26 protein-coding genes are annotated in these 15,746 nt (G+C 33.1%); 2 read left to right on the forward strand and 24 right to left on the reverse strand.

Going from position 1 to position 15,746, the window contains the following annotated elements; all coding sequences use genetic code 11:
• Positions 1-159 precede the first annotated feature (159 nt).
• A complete protein-coding gene (locus ACIQXN_RS13255; protein WP_402967067.1) occupies positions 160-612 on the forward strand; it encodes a hypothetical protein in 453 nt (150 codons plus the stop codon).
• Positions 613-678: 66 nt separating this feature from the next.
• Positions 679-1,275 carry a VanZ family protein gene (locus tag ACIQXN_RS13260; protein WP_402967069.1) on the forward strand — a complete coding sequence of 199 codons (597 nt, stop codon included), beginning with the start codon at positions 679-681 and terminating at the stop codon, positions 1,273-1,275.
• 72 nt (positions 1,276-1,347) lie between these two features.
• On the opposite strand, the gene ACIQXN_RS13265 is transcribed toward ACIQXN_RS13260, so the two are convergent.
• The 24 genes from ACIQXN_RS13265 to ACIQXN_RS21555 form a co-directional block, all read right to left on the reverse strand.
• Positions 1,348-2,151 (reverse strand): glucosaminidase domain-containing protein, encoded by an 804-nt coding sequence (locus ACIQXN_RS13265; protein WP_402967071.1) that lies wholly within the window; start codon positions 2,149-2,151, stop codon positions 1,348-1,350.
• A 96-nt stretch (positions 2,152-2,247) separates the two neighbouring features.
• Complete coding sequence (locus ACIQXN_RS13270) at positions 2,248-2,700, reverse strand: phage holin family protein (RefSeq protein ID WP_402967073.1); 453 nt, start codon at positions 2,698-2,700, stop codon at positions 2,248-2,250.
• Between the two features lie 91 nt (positions 2,701-2,791).
• The gene (locus ACIQXN_RS13275; protein WP_402967075.1) at positions 2,792-3,316 is read right to left on the reverse strand and encodes a hypothetical protein; all 525 of its coding nucleotides are present in this window, start codon (positions 3,314-3,316) and stop codon (positions 2,792-2,794) included.
• A gap of 147 nt (positions 3,317-3,463) precedes the next feature.
• Positions 3,464-4,072, reverse strand: coding sequence for a hypothetical protein (locus ACIQXN_RS13280; RefSeq protein WP_402967077.1), 609 nt, complete (start codon positions 4,070-4,072; stop codon positions 3,464-3,466).
• 38 nt (positions 4,073-4,110) lie between these two features.
• Positions 4,111-4,374, reverse strand: a complete 264-nt coding sequence (locus tag ACIQXN_RS13285) for a hypothetical protein (RefSeq protein WP_402967079.1) — start codon at positions 4,372-4,374, stop codon at positions 4,111-4,113.
• 207 nt (positions 4,375-4,581) lie between these two features.
• Positions 4,582-4,863, reverse strand: coding sequence for a hypothetical protein (locus ACIQXN_RS13290; RefSeq protein WP_402967081.1), 282 nt, complete (start codon positions 4,861-4,863; stop codon positions 4,582-4,584).
• 82 nt (positions 4,864-4,945) lie between these two features.
• Positions 4,946-5,119, reverse strand: coding sequence for a hypothetical protein (locus ACIQXN_RS13295; protein ID WP_402967083.1), 174 nt, complete (start codon positions 5,117-5,119; stop codon positions 4,946-4,948).
• 244 nt (positions 5,120-5,363) lie between these two features.
• Positions 5,364-5,549, reverse strand: coding sequence for a PspC domain-containing protein (locus tag ACIQXN_RS13300; protein WP_402967141.1), 186 nt, complete (start codon positions 5,547-5,549; stop codon positions 5,364-5,366).
• Between the two features lie 370 nt (positions 5,550-5,919).
• Entirely contained in the window at positions 5,920-6,261 is a 342-nt protein-coding gene (locus ACIQXN_RS13305; protein WP_402967085.1) for a hypothetical protein, read from the reverse strand.
• Between the two features lie 269 nt (positions 6,262-6,530).
• On the reverse strand, positions 6,531-7,340 hold the full coding sequence (locus ACIQXN_RS13310; protein WP_402967087.1) for a hypothetical protein: 810 nt from the start codon (positions 7,338-7,340) through the stop codon (positions 6,531-6,533).
• Positions 7,341-7,638: 298 nt separating this feature from the next.
• A complete protein-coding gene (locus ACIQXN_RS13315; RefSeq protein ID WP_402967089.1) occupies positions 7,639-8,214 on the reverse strand; it encodes a hypothetical protein in 576 nt (191 codons plus the stop codon).
• 317 nt (positions 8,215-8,531) lie between these two features.
• Entirely contained in the window at positions 8,532-9,083 is a 552-nt protein-coding gene (locus tag ACIQXN_RS13320) for a GNAT family N-acetyltransferase (protein ID WP_402967091.1), read from the reverse strand.
• Positions 9,084-9,487: 404 nt separating this feature from the next.
• Positions 9,488-9,655, reverse strand: a complete 168-nt coding sequence (locus ACIQXN_RS13325) for a hypothetical protein (protein ID WP_402967093.1) — start codon at positions 9,653-9,655, stop codon at positions 9,488-9,490.
• A 204-nt stretch (positions 9,656-9,859) separates the two neighbouring features.
• Positions 9,860-10,102, reverse strand: a complete 243-nt coding sequence (locus tag ACIQXN_RS13330; protein WP_402967095.1) for an HIT domain-containing protein — start codon at positions 10,100-10,102, stop codon at positions 9,860-9,862.
• Between the two features lie 167 nt (positions 10,103-10,269).
• Positions 10,270-10,722: a VOC family protein gene (locus tag ACIQXN_RS13335; RefSeq protein WP_402967097.1), complete on the reverse strand. Its 453-nt coding sequence runs from the start codon at positions 10,720-10,722 to the stop codon at positions 10,270-10,272.
• Positions 10,723-11,142: 420 nt separating this feature from the next.
• The gene (locus ACIQXN_RS13340; protein ID WP_402967099.1) at positions 11,143-11,601 is read right to left on the reverse strand and encodes a VOC family protein; all 459 of its coding nucleotides are present in this window, start codon (positions 11,599-11,601) and stop codon (positions 11,143-11,145) included.
• Between the two features lie 203 nt (positions 11,602-11,804).
• Entirely contained in the window at positions 11,805-11,912 is a 108-nt protein-coding gene (locus ACIQXN_RS13345) for a CD1375 family protein (RefSeq protein ID WP_402967101.1), read from the reverse strand.
• On the reverse strand, positions 11,912-12,268 hold the full coding sequence (locus tag ACIQXN_RS13350; RefSeq protein ID WP_402967103.1) for a hypothetical protein: 357 nt from the start codon (positions 12,266-12,268) through the stop codon (positions 11,912-11,914). Before ACIQXN_RS13350 ends, ACIQXN_RS13345 begins: the two co-directional genes overlap by 1 nt.
• Before the next feature lie 11 nt (positions 12,269-12,279).
• Positions 12,280-13,227 (reverse strand): hypothetical protein, encoded by a 948-nt coding sequence (locus tag ACIQXN_RS13355; RefSeq protein WP_402967105.1) that lies wholly within the window; start codon positions 13,225-13,227, stop codon positions 12,280-12,282.
• A gap of 16 nt (positions 13,228-13,243) precedes the next feature.
• Complete coding sequence (locus ACIQXN_RS13360) at positions 13,244-14,122, reverse strand: phage tail-collar fiber domain-containing protein (protein ID WP_402967107.1); 879 nt, start codon at positions 14,120-14,122, stop codon at positions 13,244-13,246.
• 95 nt (positions 14,123-14,217) lie between these two features.
• Positions 14,218-14,676 carry a phage tail protein I gene (locus tag ACIQXN_RS13365; RefSeq protein ID WP_402967109.1) on the reverse strand — a complete coding sequence of 153 codons (459 nt, stop codon included), beginning with the start codon at positions 14,674-14,676 and terminating at the stop codon, positions 14,218-14,220.
• Positions 14,669-14,818 (reverse strand): hypothetical protein, encoded by a 150-nt coding sequence (locus ACIQXN_RS13370; protein ID WP_402967111.1) that lies wholly within the window; start codon positions 14,816-14,818, stop codon positions 14,669-14,671. The genes ACIQXN_RS13365 and ACIQXN_RS13370 overlap by 8 nt, the downstream gene beginning before the upstream one ends.
• 54 nt (positions 14,819-14,872) lie before the next feature.
• Positions 14,873-15,313 (reverse strand): hypothetical protein, encoded by a 441-nt coding sequence (locus ACIQXN_RS13375; protein ID WP_483878341.1) that lies wholly within the window; start codon positions 15,311-15,313, stop codon positions 14,873-14,875.
• Positions 15,314-15,316: 3 nt separating this feature from the next.
• Positions 15,317-15,547, reverse strand: coding sequence for a baseplate J/gp47 family protein (locus tag ACIQXN_RS21555; RefSeq protein WP_483878342.1), 231 nt, complete (start codon positions 15,545-15,547; stop codon positions 15,317-15,319).
• Positions 15,548-15,746: the final 199 nt, after the last annotated feature.

A 15,746-nucleotide genomic window follows, 5' to 3' on the forward strand; every position in this document is an offset into this window, starting at 1 on the left:
CCTTGAATAATGAGAGAAAAAAGAAAAATAAAAACCCAATGCTACAAACTATATTAAGTATTATTTTTCTAAAAGAATAAAAAAAAACTATAATTGCATATAAATGTATGTTATATTATTTTACTGCAATGGAGAATTTTAGAAAAAAGTTGACAAAAAATGAAATTAAAGTCGAAATTATTTTCAATTCTATTTGTTTTATCATTATCTTTTATAGTAGCAATTCCAGCATTTGCAGCTTCTTCCTCTTACGATTTTAATATAGTAGTTGCTGTAGATGGAAAAGAAAAAGGAAACTATCATACTCTAGATATAGGCTCTGTTTCGGCTGCCGGCTTAGCATATTATACAGGAACTAGTAAAGACTATGCTGCTTCTAAGCCACCTGGTCAAAATGTTAGTTATGCCTTATACAAAGATGATTCAGGTGCAGATACATTTTACGGAACTGTAAGTCAGTATGTTAGTAGTACTAGTACCCCGAATAAAGTTGATAAATTTAATGAAGCATTTGATAAATCACCTGGAGCAAAATCATCTAAATACTACCTTGTAATTTCCACTAAAGATACTGGTTGGAAAATATCTGGCGAAGGTAAACTAAAACAGTAAATTAGTGAGTTAGTAAATCTAAAGTTTTAAAACTCCATTGCCATTCATAAAAAGAGGTGGAACTGTATGAGGATATATTTTGAAGATTATATAATTTTGGGCGCGGCTATTATTTGGTTACTATGTGTATTAGTATTAAAAATTATGTTAAAAAGAACAAATGCTTATTTACTTTTCTTTACTTTATTCTATATCTATATTTGTGAATTAATAAATTACACGCAATTCCCTATTACTATTGTTCCTGAGTTTCGCGGTACTATTGATATATATAAACAAATAAACCTGATTCCATTTGAGGGTATATTATATTACCCCAAAAACTTAATACTAAATGTAATAATGACAATACCATTTGGTTTGCTTTTACCATTTATAATGAAAATTAATCTAAGAAAAATTTTAATTTTTGCAATTACTCTACCTATTATATTAGAAGGTATTCAGTTCTTATTAGCTTTATCTTTAGAGTATACTGAGAGAAAAATAGATATTAATGATTTAATTTGTAATTTTATCGGCACGTTGATTGGTTATGGAGTATTTAAATTATTTATTTATTTATTCACAAGTTACATAAATAAAAAAAATGTACAATTAGATTTCCTTACTAACCATATAGCTAGCATTGCAGGCATCTCTAAAACAATAAATAGACATTAAAAAGCCACAATATCTGTGGCTTTTTAATGTTGAACTATAGCCCAGTTACAGATAATTTTCATATCAATTAAATTATTTAACACGCATTTTTTGACCAATAGTAATTGTGTAATTGTTATCAAGGTCATTACAATCTTTAATTTTTTTTATTGTGCTGCTGTATTTTTCTGCAAGAGCAGATACAGTATCGCCTTTTGTAACTTTGTGATAAGTAAATTCAGCTGTGTATGGCACTTTAAGTTTTTGACCTACAGTGATTTTGTCAGGATTTTTTATTCCATTCAGGCTTTGTAGTACTTTAACGCTTGTGTTATATCTGTTGGATATAGCTGTAAGAGTATCTCCTGATTTAACTGTATAAGAGACAGATTTTGTACTTCCGGCTGTATTCTTTACGGCAGTACTTTTTCTACCAAGTACCTCTTTATCATATTTAACAAGATTATTCGCTTCAATGATGGAAATAATCTTAGCTTGATAGCCAGGATCGGTTGCATAGCCTGCTTCGTGAATAGCCTTAATTTGATCCTTATAGTTGGTTAGACCAAGGGCTTTTTTATAACGGCCGTTTACATTAAGGAATGCCCCATAATCTTTAATTGACGTGGACCAATTCGGATATGAACGAAAGTTTGCTGTAATTTTGTAGGTGACCCCTCCGTATACTTCCCAAGTACGCATTGCTGACGAGTTTCCGCTGTAATTTCCTTTGATGCCAAATAGGTTGTTATACTTTGTAGATAAACCGGATGTTCCCCATGATGACTCTAATGCTGCTTGTGCAATTGCAACGGAAGGTAATACTTTATAAACCTCCCATAATGCGAGAGCCCCATCTTTAACTTGTCGAATGAAATTTTCGGTTTTTGTACTCATATAAATCATCTCCTTTTAATTTTCTTCTTTTTTATCAACCTTTATTTCCATTTGTAATACTTCAACTTCTTTTATCAATTCAGCCTTATCCATTTCCTATAGTTTCGGATTTCTTTCAATAAGATGTTCCTTTCCGATAGGCTCCTTATTCAACTTTTCTAGGGCGTTATATAGAATAGGCGGTATTGGTAAGCCTAATTGTGCACAGTTTTCCAAGATTGATATCCCTTCATTTACGATAAAAAAAGAGGTTACTCCAATAATGACAATCCCTTTTGAATCCTGTCCAGCAGCATTAATGATATATTCTACTCCGCCTGCCATACCTATAAGAAAAACAATGGCCACCTTTTTGATAACTCCAGCCATCCCTATCGTGCTATTCCAACTTTTCGTCATCCAACTTCTTAGTAATCCTGTGCCCATATCTAAGAGCATAAAAAAAACGAGCACCACAACCCACTCGTTTATCATTCCCAATATATAAGCACCGAAGCTTGCTATCAAAGCCCCAATGCTTTTAATCCCTGCTACTTCCAATCTCGTCACCTACTATCGCCCCTTTCTATTCTCTAGGGACCCCCTTCTAATTTATCTCTCTATTTTGGACATAAAAAATACACCTCTATGGGTGTATTAATTAAATTTTATTCTCGTATTCCATTCTCGGCCATAGAATTTTCCAATGAATTTCTCCATTATTTTCATGATAATCCGGTATTTCTATTTCCACAATTCCATTCTCATTTATTCGAAGTATTGGAATTAAACCATCAGATAAAGTCATGTAGGTAGATTTATCAGGAGATACGTTAAATATCATCACTTGGTCTGGAATAAGTTGACTAATACCATCTATAGAAGAATTTAAATAAATTCTTTTATTTTCATCAGGCGTTGAAGACCCCGAAGCATTAAATACAGGTGGATTTTCTTTTAATAGGTTAATCAAACGTTTATCTATCTCTTTATTTACCTTATCATTTACAATATTTCTTATCAGAAAATATGCCGCCCCGCTCATAATAAATATGAATAATGTTATAAAAACACCTAACATAGTCCACATTTGGGCAGTCATATGTCTAGAATATTCATCTACCATTTGCACCATATCTTGCAGGTTTTCAAGTCTTAATTCTAGTTCATATAATTTTCCCTTCACTATCAATCCCCTCCTGAACAAATTATACCTTTCTTTTTATCATAAGAGGATAGAAATAGTAGGTCGCATCATCTTCCCAATATGATATAAAAAACTGCACCCCATTGTTTTTGCTTCAAACAAAGGGGTGCAGTTCAAAATATTGATCTAATGTCCATACAATGCATAATTTACAAAAGTAATATCTGTATATGAATAAGCATAAGCATAAGCAGAATCATTATTATAGACATAATTAGTTTGCACTGCTGCATTCCCTATATCATTTTCCCAAAGCACCCATTCTGAAATTCCCTTTTGAATTCCATTATAGATTTCCTTTTCCTGTTTATCAGGAGCAGCTAATACTTTGACTAGGTTGTTAACATATAAATATAGCTCGTCATGAACTTCTTTTTCTGTATCTATGCTTTTTGTAACAGGTATATTTACAGTTAAACTAGCCAGTGAAATCTGATCATTTTTAAATTCTACGTATAAATCCATAGAATCAATATCATTAACCCCATTAAACAAGCGTAAAATCTCATTGTCATTCACTTCTAAAGAATAAAATAAGTAATTTGATTTAATTCTTACAGGTTTATTCTTAGTTGGATCTTTATCTAAAAGAGTAATTAGTTCCTCTTTTGACATTTCAAAATCTAAACTAGGTAAGACCTTGCTTAAATATGAAACTGGTTTTAGGCTGTTTTTGTATTCTTTTATTTTGGCATTTGGAATGGTCTCATATTTTACATTAGAATTTTTTTTCACATAAAGCTTATTTTCTAATAGGTAAGTATTCGAACCAGCTATTTCACTTTTACCATATACCGCATATTCTTCATTTTTTTTAATTTTTTTACATACTTTAACTTCATGCTTACAACTTTATACACGTTAGTATCTTTTAATACTTTAACTTTTCCTATTACTCCGTCTTTAACCTCAACTTTCCCCCACATAACTTTGTCTGTTGTAGAATTAGTTTTTGTTGCTGCTTTTGCCGTGGGTACAACAAAAGTTACACTTAAAATTAGTGTAATTGCGCTAATAATCTTAAATAAGTTTTTCAATTCTATCTCTCCTATAGGTATTATTCACTACTTAATGATAGCGATAAATACCTAAAAAGTATTTATTTATTTAAAAGGAGATAAAACATAAACCTATATGGGTGTTTGTTTTGTTGCGTATCTTCTTCCGGATGCGTAACAAAAAAAGCCAACAAATTTTTGTCGGCATATGTTTTTCTATTAAACTAAAGAACCCTTTAGTTCGATTCAATTATTTCTAGTATATTCTGGAGTATCACAGAGTGTATATTCCTCATATTGCTTTTCCTTTGCTAGAATAAAGTAAATCCCAAGAATGAAAGTAATTATTAAAATGACACAAAGTACCCAATAAACCAAAGGATATTGGTGTGTCACTGTGATTCTTGTAACTCCTGAATTCCAATCTGTTGTTGTTATTTTTCCCTCAATAGGAGGATAACGCTTATCCACTATTAAGAATGTTAGTAAAGAAGAAAGCGTAAGAAATATCCCTACTGCACGTTTCATCGTTTTCACCTCTAAAAAAGTTAACAGTCTTTCCGTCGAATTATGTTCTATTAATCTAAGGGAATCAGATAGTTCATTAAAGCTAGTTTTTATTAGAGTTTTTTAATATTTGAACCTCTTCTTCTAGTTTTTCGATTTTTTGTTGAAGTTCTTTCTTAGGTTCTAAAATTCTTCGTCCTAATATAACTAGAAAGCCTGTAATAGCAATAACTCCCCCAAGAGAAGCTATAAACAAAATCAAGACAATATCAAACATAGAAGAAACTCCTAAATTTTTCTATTTCTAAATTACAAATAAAATCCTTAATAAGGATACATAAGTTAATATACCATAAAAACCCACATTCGTTTTTCAAATATCTTGACTCGCTAGTTGAAAAAGTTAAAACACTCTTGGTGAACTAAATCTTCCTGATACGCAGCAAAAAAAGCCAACAGATCTTCTGTCGACTTTATGTTTTCCTATTAAACTAAAGCTCCTATTATTTGAAGAGGAATAATCATAGTGTTGGTTTCTCTTTTACCGTTAACAAATAATAGAGAATCAAGTACACCCATAAAGCAACTGGAAAAGTTAAGATACTTATCACCCTTACGATAAAAGAGGGTATACCCAAAAACTCACTTACTCCTCCACACACTCCAAATAATGATTTATCCATTTTAGATTTAGTTAACTTTCTCATTTTTTCAAAATTACCCCTTTCTTTCACCCCCACTTATTTTACCTTTTTCAGTTAAAGTAAACTACATCATTAGTTGAAAAAGATAATGCTATCTTGATGTACTAAATCTTCCTGATGCGACACAAAAAAGTCAACAGATTTACTGTCGACTTTATGTTTTCTTATTAAACTGAGGGAGTTCATTAAGAAAATCAATTCTCCTCAACAGAAAAAAGTTATTACTATTCAAATGTTCTGCCCTTTACTTGAAGAAGAAAAAAGCATTACAGTTCTAGTAATGCATCCTTTAGTTTAGTTAGCTATTCCGTTATCAAACTACCGTCTTTGCCCTTTTTAACTTTTATCTCCCATTCAATATCATCTTTTAACCTTAAGCAATAATCCATAACAAACCCGATATCATAATCACCTTTTTCATATCCTGTTTTAAGTGCATCGAATTTTTTTCTACAAAGTAACGAAATACCTCATCTTCAGAAATTCCTCTTTCTTTTACGATTTCAACAATACTTTTTTGATTTCTTAATTCAAAATATTCTTCCTGGGTTATACCCAGAAAACGAGATATGGCTTCAAAATCAGTTTTATACCTAAATATAACCTTGCCTTCTTCATTGTTTTTACCCTCAGCGAAAGAAGGTATAGCACTTACAATGAGAAATAAAGGAATAAGGAAAAACGTGATAACAATCCATCTTAGTTGTTTATACATTAAGGTCAGCTCCTTTTTAAAGTATTCCTTAATATTTTCACACCGAAGTTAGATTACTATTCAAAATTATTCTACTCCAGGAGTTTAAAGTAATGATGACACTCACCCGTTAGTTGCATAAAGAAAATGTTTTCTTAATGAACTAAATCTTCCTAATACGTTATTAAAAAGCCAGCATCCAAATGCTGACTCTATCTTTTCTTCTTTAATTAAAGTTCCCGTTTATTTAACTATATTAATTCACAATCTAAAAGGATTAAAAACTAAGTCTAATTTAGTTTCCCCATTTTTTTTCGGAGTTTAATTATGAATTGTACCCAGGGATCATCCCATACCTTTCTATGCTTTTTGTATGCCTCCTCATAACCCCAGAAGTCCTCGGTTTGAGGTAGGGAAAAGTCTGGGAAATCATTTTTATTTCTTGAAAGCTTTTCAAATCGAAAATTATCTTTGGGTTGTTTAATCCGTCCAAATGGATCTTTATTTAATACCCAAACTTCATTTTCTTTTTCTTCACCTGATGTACCGTTTGGGAAAACAATAGAGTCATAGTGAATAAGAATTTGTTCAAAAGGAACGTCCATTTCCAATAACACTTTTGAATTATAGGAACCTAGAAAGTTGTAATCAGCAAAAGAAAGAATAATGTTACTCTCAAATTCCACGATGTCTTTCTGATCGAGTAATTGATTTGCGACTTGTTTTTGTTCTCCTCCATTCAATGATCTTTTTAATATTAGCGAGGACTTAGAAGGGTATTTCCCTTTCAAATAATCCTGAGTATGTTTATACAAATCTTCCAATTCATCTTTAGCATCCTGGATATCCTTAGAATCTAGCTCTTTATATACTACTCTAATTTTAGCCCCATAAGTTGAGCGATAGTATTCTTCAAAACCAGGGAATCGGTGTATTGATAAGATTTCTTGAGTTAAATGTGTTAAAACTGCCCTTGACCTAGAAAATTTATCATTATTGATATAACCATTAATATAATTTTTATTTAACCACCCTCCAAAAAGTGCCATATTTAAAATCCCGTTTGTGACCTCAAAACGTCCATCAACAATTCTTCCCAATCGAACACCCTCCGTTATCTTTAAATTTCACTACATATTTTCTTTTTGTAACCCCTAAAGCTAATATAATTTCTTAATAATTATTTCAAATTCCTTTCTATGATACAAATAGTCTTCCTCAAATTATCCCTATTCCTAAAGCGAAAGTCTCTTCAACTAATCTAACCTCATTATCACGGAATAAATATCATTTTCATAAACAGTTATTCTCAAATGCGAGGTAAAAAAGCCAACATTATGTTAGCTTTGGAAATCCCTACCGAATTAAAACACTAAAACTATAGAACCATTGAACAAATTACATACCATCTTGTTCTAAGATATTTTTAGTTTTTCCAAGAATTTGATATACCTCACCCAAGATTTCACTAACATCAAAAACTTTGTCATATATAGTTATGGTCTTTTCCTCTACATCATAAAACCTATAAATTCTAGTTTGGTCTACATCAAAATTTTCTTTTTTACCTATACACATATCTGTATAATCTACGCTGTTATCAACATATGTTAAATCAAGAATGTGCTCATCAAAATGCTCAAATAAGTTTCTAACTGCTCTAGACTTTAGAGCTGCCTTTTCGTTTATTTCAAGTATTTTTCTTAATTTCTTTCTAAAGTCATTATATAGATTAGCCTTTCTTTTTTGGACTTTGTTTAACTTTGAAAAATTTACTTTTCCACCCCATAAGAATTTAGAAATATTTGAAGAATGAGATAGAAACGAATGAGCATAATACCAAAACGTCGCTAAATCAATTACTCCAAGTTCATAATTTTTTAATGATTTATTCATTTCACTTACCGAATATATCGCGTATTCACAAAGACGATTTATCTCTAATAAATATACTTCTGTAGTCAATTTAGGCATATTAAAACCTCATTTTTTCCTTTAATTATACTAATAAAAGAAAAAACAAAAAAGCCTACAACGTGTACGCTTCTTCTTCCTGATACGCAGCAAAAAAAGCCAACAGAAATTACTGTTGACTTTATGTTTTCCTATTAAACTGAAGCACCCGTTAGTTCAACAAATAAATAATCAAAGTGAAAAAATTTCTTGAGTACTTCCTGAAATAATAAGTATTCTCATAGAGATAAACTTTATAATTAACTGCCTTTTTTCTTTGTTTGCATCCGATCTGTTTCCCCTTACCCGTGTTTTATATCACTTTCCTAAAAACTATCTTATTCCTGAATAGCCTTCCAATCATTGTGCAAGAGCCCCATAACAATAACATCGTATCTACTTCCATCTCGATATACTACCGATCTTTTTCTACCTTCTTGCTGAAAACCAACCTTTTCGTACGCTCTTATTCCACCTTCGTTATACTCAATAACTTCCAAACCAACTCGTTCCAAATTTAATTCATAGAAAGCATAACGAAGTATCAGTTTCAAAGCGTCTGTTCCGTAACCTTTATTTCGCTTAGAAGATTCTCCAATCCCTATGGACAAGAGCCCCGTACGATTGTTCCATTCAATACTATGAATAGCAACAAATCCAATTAAACAGTCTTGATCAATTGTTCTTAGTCGGAAATACACTTCATTTAAGTCCGTTTTTCCTTCTGAAACCAATTGTTCTTTAGTTTTAGGAAGAGCTATTTCTGTATCTACATTACGAAGATACTCAGAATCTTCTCCCCACTTCAACATGATTTCAACATCTTCTTCTCTAGGTAAAGAAAGTTTTACACTATTCCCGTAAAAAAGATTAGAATTAATAGTTGTCATATGAACCTCCTCAATAATAGTTAGTCTTATACACCTCACCGTTATGTGATAAATCTCTAACCATACGCAATACCTCAGCCCCTCATTTTTCAGATATTTTAATTTTAATGGTTTGTGGAATTTTTTACAATTTAATTTCCGGCAATAGTTTTACTTCCTTTTTAATTGATTTAAAACAGTTATTCTTCTAAACTGCTTCATTCCTTCCATAAGAAGTTCAACATAAATAGATATTAATCCTCCTACCGCTAAACTGCCCCTTTAGTCGAAATGCATTCTTAGTGAACTAAATCTTCCGGATACGCAACAGTAAAAGCCAACAGATTCTCTGTCGACTTTACATTTTACTATTAAACTAAAGCACCTGTTAGTTCAACAAGGATTAAAGTTTTTATGGAACCCTTTCAACTTAGAGAAAATATCCATGCTGCTATTAATAATATAAAAAGAATTATAGCAACAATCATCATTTCTAAATTAGTCTCTTTATTATTTGTTTCTTTTCTCATTTTCTTTCTATACTCATGCTGAATTTTAAATGTATCTCTTTTATTTTTTTTGCGTCTAACCATATTTGCACCCACCTATTTGCTCTGTTTATTAAATGAAATTTTTACTAAGATAACCCTGCAAACTTGTTTTTAAATCCATAAAATCAACTTGATTCACGGTGATTTTTGGTTCGATCCAAGAAAAACCATCACCTTTAAACCTCGGTATTATATGCATATGATAGTGTTCAACATCTTTGAAGATTCTATTTTCTTGCATAATGGTTATCCATCTGTATTGAGTAAATTTTCAAGTGAAATAGCTACTTTTTGAGATATAAGAATTACTTCATTCAAACTCTTTCCATCAACTTCACTGAATTCTTGGTAATGTTTTTTGGGAACAACTAAAACGTGCCCTTTATTTATTGGGAATTTATCTAAAAAGCAACACACCAACTCGTTTTCATATATTATGTAGGCTTCAGCTTTTTTATGGATAATCTCACAAAAGATGCAAGTCTCCATTTTCACACTCCTTTTTCCGTAATAAGAATCATTTCTATTTTCTTATTGAACTATCCTGCCCCGATAGTTGGAAAAGAAAAACATTCTTAGTGAACTAAATCTTCCGGTTGCGACACAAAAAAGCCAACAGATTTTCTGTCAACTTGATAAAAACTATTTTCATTTGGCTATTCTAGATTATTTAATAACTCCCACTCACTTAAATACGGTACATAGTCTAACTCTTTGGGTGTATCATCTAGCATAGAAATAAACTCCAATTTATTTCCGTCTATATCTAAAAAATAAACACTTGCAGCTGGCATCCAAATTTGTACAATAGGTTCTATATTACTTTTCCCTTGACTTCCGATTACTGTAATACCCTTTTCCTCTAACCAAATCTTTGAATGTTTTAGAAAATCTAACTCTACTTCAAAAGCAAAGTGTCTTGGTTGAATTTCTGTATTATTTGATACTTCCCATAATCCAAGGAATTGATGTCCGAGATCTCCAACCCACAAGAAAGCAGCATTTCTCGTGATTGTTCCCAATTTTAGCCCAAGTTTATTTTGGTAAAAATCGATTGAATCATTCAAGTTTTTAACCTGTAAATGTGTTTCATAAATTTTCTTAATCATGTAAAAACCTCCGAATCCACAATGCTGTAAATATTTAATAGCATTATTTTATTGTTCAACTATTCTGCCATGTTAGTTAAACTATTCTAATACTTATAAATAATTCGACCTAAATATACATAAAACCTCTTTTTCCACTAACCTAAACAGTTAAGTGAAAAAAACACATTCTTAGTGAACTAAATCTTCCTGATACGCAGCAAAAAAAGCCAACAGATTCTCTGTCGACTTTACGTTTTACTATTTAACTAAAGCCCCCGTTAGTTTAAGTGTATTAAATCACATACTTAACAGTTTTTGTTTAATAAGAAAGATTTGTTCAAAACTCATTTTCATTCATTAAAGGAATGCTGCTCCTTTAATAAAAAGGAGCTACAATCAGCTCCTTAATGTACCTTTACATCTCTTAGCTTAAAAGCCCTATTTTCTACCGTGTAACTCTTCCCACTCTTGCCAAGCCATAATATCTAATTCAGGTTTTGGAAAATCATCTAGCATGGAGATAAATTCAATTGAATGACCATCTGGATCTTTAAAATAGATAGAAACAGCAGGCATAAAAGGAAATACTAATAAATTTTCAGAACTCTCTCCAAAAAAATTTGTTGTTGTAATACCTAAATCGGATAAATATTCTTTCGCTGAGGAAATATCTTCTAAATTAACTCTAAAAGCAAAATGTTGTCGTTGTACTAAGGAACTTGGATAGTTTTCTCGGATACCTAGCATAGACTCTCCTGGTTGCCCAACCCAATAAAATTTTGACTTTCTATCAATGTCTTCGTGTAACGGGATAATGTTTAATAGTTTTTCATAAAATGTCGCCGACTTTTGGTAGTTACTAACATTAATATGAGTTTCAAAAATGCCTTTTATCATGATTGTTAACCTCTTTTACAGTTGATTAATTTAACATCAGTATTCGTTGCTCTTTTTTTATAATTGATATTACTGAAAATCCTATCTCCTGAAAATTTTAACAAATATTCGATCTTATGCAAATAACCTCCCCCGATAGTTGAAAAAGAAAAACATTCTTAGTGAACTAAATCTTCCTGATATGACATAAAAAATAACGCCTACTATTCAGCAGCGTCTAGCAATTCTTGCGTATCATCTTTCCATCTGGTTGGGACATTATCAATTGACCATTGCCCTGCAGTAATTAAATTATAGTAGATTTTTGCCATTATTCAATTCCTCCTGTCATGATATTTGCTAATTCTGCAATCGCTAGTTGTGTTTCCATTTTATCGGTTTCATTAGCACTTGCTAATTCGATAACATCTAACTTAAGCTCGTTATTTTGTGTTTCTAACCCTAGCAATTTTTCTTCAGTGGTTAAGTCTCGAGTTTCTTCAAGGTAATAGACTTCCTGTTTGTTTTCATCAAACATTTGAATATGATTAATGCCCTGTTTTGGACTTGGGAAAGGAAGGATATTTGTAACTTCCACCCCTTTATCTTTAACTTCATCGGGTACATTAGTACTATCATAATACACAGTTTCTACCTTATTATTTTCTTTGTTATATATAACAAACATCCAATTCCTCCTTATTTAATTCCGTAATGAAGCATTATCTCTCTAATAGTGGAACCGTTAATGGAATATTGCTTTTTCTTACCGAGCTTCAACATTCGAGAATTAGCTCCGTGAACGTTGGATACTTGATATAGGCCCGATCCCACCGACAAAGATTCTTTTCCTAAATAGTTAATCATATCTACGTTATAGGCATAGATATTACGATTGGCATCTTTGGTCAAACTAGACATATGAATTTTTAGAGGTCCTTGTACAATTGCGCCTGTATTAGCATTTATTTTATAGGCATTGTAAAGATTATTTACTTGATAAATAAATCCATTTAGATAGAATGCGTCGTTTGGAGTACTCCCTTCTGTGCCTGTTCGCCAGATTTCCGTTTCGGTACTTATTTTAAGTTTGATAGTGTAATATTCGCATATTACATAAACAGCATCACTATCACTTGGGTCTGCGACTACTCTATTTGCGTATCGTGGAATATTAATATCCTTGATGAATACACCAAATGAGTTGATTATACGGACTTTGTATTCACCACTGTTATTCACAACAAGATTTCCATTTGGCAGTAATGCTATACTATCTGCAGATCTCGTCAACGATGCGTACCATAATTGTGTGGTTTCTACCCCAGGATTAATCTTTAATTTATATAAGGCAGAACTGGTCGAAACGTAAATATTGTCTTCATCTCTCTCAATTCCGAAAAGGTTAGAATCAAAATTTGACGACTTAAAATTGATTTGGTTATTCAGCATGCCGTATACACGATAATCACCTCCTGTATGGTTGAGATAAGTACCCACACATATTCCGACTTTTTCATCATTAAATGCACATGCTCCCCAATTAATTCCTGTGGATGTAGTTCCAATAGTCCTAATGGCAACCTTTGTTGTGTCAATGCCAGCTCCACCATTAAATGGACCCCCATGATCACGAATATCAATCATATTTACACCTCACTTATCAAAAGCCCATCAGAGTCATAGCTAAGTGTTCTGACAGTTTCTCAACTGTTTGTCCATCAATTCCATAATATTTAATGGTTCTGGTTGCATAGAGTGGGGAAGTTCCTCCACTTAGAATAGAGGAAATAGCCAACTTACCATCATTGCGCCTATAATGAACAGTTGTGAAAATCCCATTTGAATCTTTATTTGATTTACTAACCTTAAAATCAGTCTGCTCAAAGGAAATACGATCTTTTTCACTTGCTCCTGCTGGAGTTTCATTTGCATTCCATGCAGTGCGTTCGGTAGCTTTTATATGTGACACTTCATCCGCCTGATGCGTAGCAAGGGATTTCTCCAAATTTGTTTTTATATCGTTAATGGTTACCATGGCCGCCTCTTTTGCAGCGTTGGCCTTTTCCTGGGCCCCTTCAGGAGTTTCAAAAATTAAACTCTGATTGATGGTTGCAGAGATATTGGAGGTATTTCCAATCAGGGTCATAATATCAATCGTTTTCTCAACGATATCAGAGCCTCCGCCTGCAGGGATGTATTCTGCATTTGTCTTCGCATTGCCGTAGGAATAAAGAACATCCTCTTTTGTGTCCGGATCTTCCGCGAATACGCCTAGCTCTCTCCAGTAAAAACCAGTGGTCAAGTCCTGGTTGGTTAAAACAGAACCAATAAGAGCTTGTCCTGCTGTCACTACCTTTAATTTGCTGATATTTAGGGACTTTACTTCTCTTTTTAATGCTTTTAAATCTAAAATGGAGGCTCCAGAAAGTTCACCGTCTCCTAAAGCAATTCTTGTGAATTTCAGTGGTTTTCCTGTTTGTGCTTTCGTTTGGAGAATGGAACCCCTATTGGTTAAAATTAATCCGCCAAATGCGCTCATTTACATCACCTGTTTTATTAATAATTTATCGCCAGTGTGGATCACGCTGCCGACATAAAGGTTCATATCTTCGGACATACTGATTTCTACTTTTTCTAAAACAGATCGTTTGTTTTTACAGAGTCAACAGCCCTAATGAACTGCTGAGCCATTTCGTTTGTGACAGACCGGTTATTCGTTATAACCTTGAAGTGATAAGGTTCTCCTCCATACTCATACCATTCCACTACTTTTCCTTCTCCAAAGAGAATGGTGATTAATTCCTCGACAGCTGCAGGCGTTCCCTTTCGCTGGTGGAAAAAGTCTGATCGGTCTATCAATTTTCTTTTTTGGTCTGCCGGCAGAGTAGAATCATAGAAATCCACATGCTTTTCTGCAGCCACAACATCTAACATGGAATCGGGTATCTCTGTACGGTGATCCACCAGGCTTACAAATGAATTTAGATGTTGCAACATAGCTGTTATTCCTGCAGCCATAGCCTGGTCCTCTTCTGTTTGCAAAAGGCTACTAGGAAAAATATCGTGATATGTGTAATTGTCTAATCTAATCATCAATAAATCCCCCAAAATTCAAATTAACCGCCTTTTCACGAGCCACTTGGTTCTTTTTCAAAGCGATATATTCGTTGGGGCTAACTGTGATTCTTTTAGCTCCTGCCTGTTGTAAAAGGGCATATAGCTCACTTTGTTTCAATTCCGCGTCCAAGCTTTGATTTTTGCCAAACGATGTACTCCTGAAGGGCATTATTTACAGCTGTTTGGGATGATTCTTGCAAGCTGCAGCAGAAGAAGGCAAATAATACGTGATATTCAAATCATACATATACAAATCTGGATCGATGACCTGCACTCGGTCTGTAAGTGGTCGAACTGATTTATCTGAATATATGGCTAATATGGCCTGCTTTTCTTCTTCAGTAGCAAGTTCACCATTTTCCATCAACGGAAAAATTGAGACGACTCCAGGGGTTAGGGTTTGGACATCTATAATGCGCTGACTTGCCGTTTTAGCAAAGTAATTATAGGCAAGTTCCGGCCCTGCGGTAGAAAATCGTTCGTTTGATTCCCGAATCCTCTCTGCAAAGGCGTCATCATCTTCCCAATCAAGACCGCCTGCCGATGTGGTAATATTATAGGCTTTTGAAACCCATGGTACTGAGTCAACCATATCGACAATTTGACCTGGCAAATATCAGTCTCCGATAGTTCCAGCATCTTCACACACGGCCTCTATATCAACCTGTTGAGTGCCAGCTTCTGCAACAACCGAATGGGTGGTCGTGAAAAAGGTATCTTCAATGGAAAAACGAACGTCTTTGGGAACCGTGAAATGCTCAGGATTATTTACTTCAAATCGTATAACTGTCTTCGATGCGACGGGCTCCAGACGAGAAACATCTTTTTCGATGCCTTTACGCTCCAAAAAATTGTCCGTAGCATAAAATTGGTGTAGTTTTAGTTAATGGCTATGACGCTACAGTTAAAAAAGTAAAGATTAATAAAGATAACGTCACATTAATACCATCCTGAACTATACCCCGAATAATGGACACGATAAAAAAAGTCCCTTATTCGGGGTTTTTCTATGTCCTCATATTAAAACCCCGTTTATAATCAATTTA

The organism is Peribacillus sp. NPDC097295 (assembly GCF_044761665.1).
GTDB lineage: Bacteria > Bacillota > Bacilli > Bacillales > DSM-1321 > Peribacillus.

What these genes read in the sequence shown, in the direction of transcription:
- ACIQXN_RS13255 (WP_402967067.1), top strand. Translation starts at nt 160, where the DNA reads ATGAAATTAAAGTCGAAATTATTTTCAATTCTATTTGTTTTATCATTA.
- ACIQXN_RS13260 (WP_402967069.1), top strand. Translation starts at nt 679, where the DNA reads ATGAGGATATATTTTGAAGATTATATAATTTTGGGCGCGGCTATTATT.
- ACIQXN_RS13265 (WP_402967071.1), bottom strand. Translation starts at nt 2,151, where the DNA reads ATGAGTACAAAAACCGAAAATTTCATTCGACAAGTTAAAGATGGGGCT.
- ACIQXN_RS13290 (WP_402967081.1), bottom strand. Translation starts at nt 4,863, where the DNA reads ATGAAACGTGCAGTAGGGATATTTCTTACGCTTTCTTCTTTACTAACA.
- ACIQXN_RS13295 (WP_402967083.1), bottom strand. Translation starts at nt 5,119, where the DNA reads ATGTTTGATATTGTCTTGATTTTGTTTATAGCTTCTCTTGGGGGAGTT.
- ACIQXN_RS13300 (WP_402967141.1), bottom strand. Translation starts at nt 5,549, where the DNA reads ATGAGAAAGTTAACTAAATCTAAAATGGATAAATCATTATTTGGAGTG.
- ACIQXN_RS13305 (WP_402967085.1), bottom strand. Translation starts at nt 6,261, where the DNA reads ATGTATAAACAACTAAGATGGATTGTTATCACGTTTTTCCTTATTCCT.
- ACIQXN_RS13315 (WP_402967089.1), bottom strand. Translation starts at nt 8,214, where the DNA reads ATGCCTAAATTGACTACAGAAGTATATTTATTAGAGATAAATCGTCTT.
- ACIQXN_RS13320 (WP_402967091.1), bottom strand. Translation starts at nt 9,083, where the DNA reads ATGACAACTATTAATTCTAATCTTTTTTACGGGAATAGTGTAAAACTT.
- ACIQXN_RS13325 (WP_402967093.1), bottom strand. Translation starts at nt 9,655, where the DNA reads ATGGTTAGACGCAAAAAAAATAAAAGAGATACATTTAAAATTCAGCAT.
- ACIQXN_RS13330 (WP_402967095.1), bottom strand. Translation starts at nt 10,102, where the DNA reads ATGGAGACTTGCATCTTTTGTGAGATTATCCATAAAAAAGCTGAAGCC.
- ACIQXN_RS13335 (WP_402967097.1), bottom strand. Translation starts at nt 10,722, where the DNA reads ATGATTAAGAAAATTTATGAAACACATTTACAGGTTAAAAACTTGAAT.
- ACIQXN_RS13340 (WP_402967099.1), bottom strand. Translation starts at nt 11,601, where the DNA reads ATGATAAAAGGCATTTTTGAAACTCATATTAATGTTAGTAACTACCAA.
- ACIQXN_RS13345 (WP_402967101.1), bottom strand. Translation starts at nt 11,912, where the DNA reads ATGGCAAAAATCTACTATAATTTAATTACTGCAGGGCAATGGTCAATT.
- ACIQXN_RS13350 (WP_402967103.1), bottom strand. Translation starts at nt 12,268, where the DNA reads ATGTTTGTTATATATAACAAAGAAAATAATAAGGTAGAAACTGTGTAT.
- ACIQXN_RS13355 (WP_402967105.1), bottom strand. Translation starts at nt 13,227, where the DNA reads ATGATTGATATTCGTGATCATGGGGGTCCATTTAATGGTGGAGCTGGC.
- ACIQXN_RS13360 (WP_402967107.1), bottom strand. Translation starts at nt 14,122, where the DNA reads ATGAGCGCATTTGGCGGATTAATTTTAACCAATAGGGGTTCCATTCTC.
- ACIQXN_RS13365 (WP_402967109.1), bottom strand. Translation starts at nt 14,676, where the DNA reads ATGATTAGATTAGACAATTACACATATCACGATATTTTTCCTAGTAGC.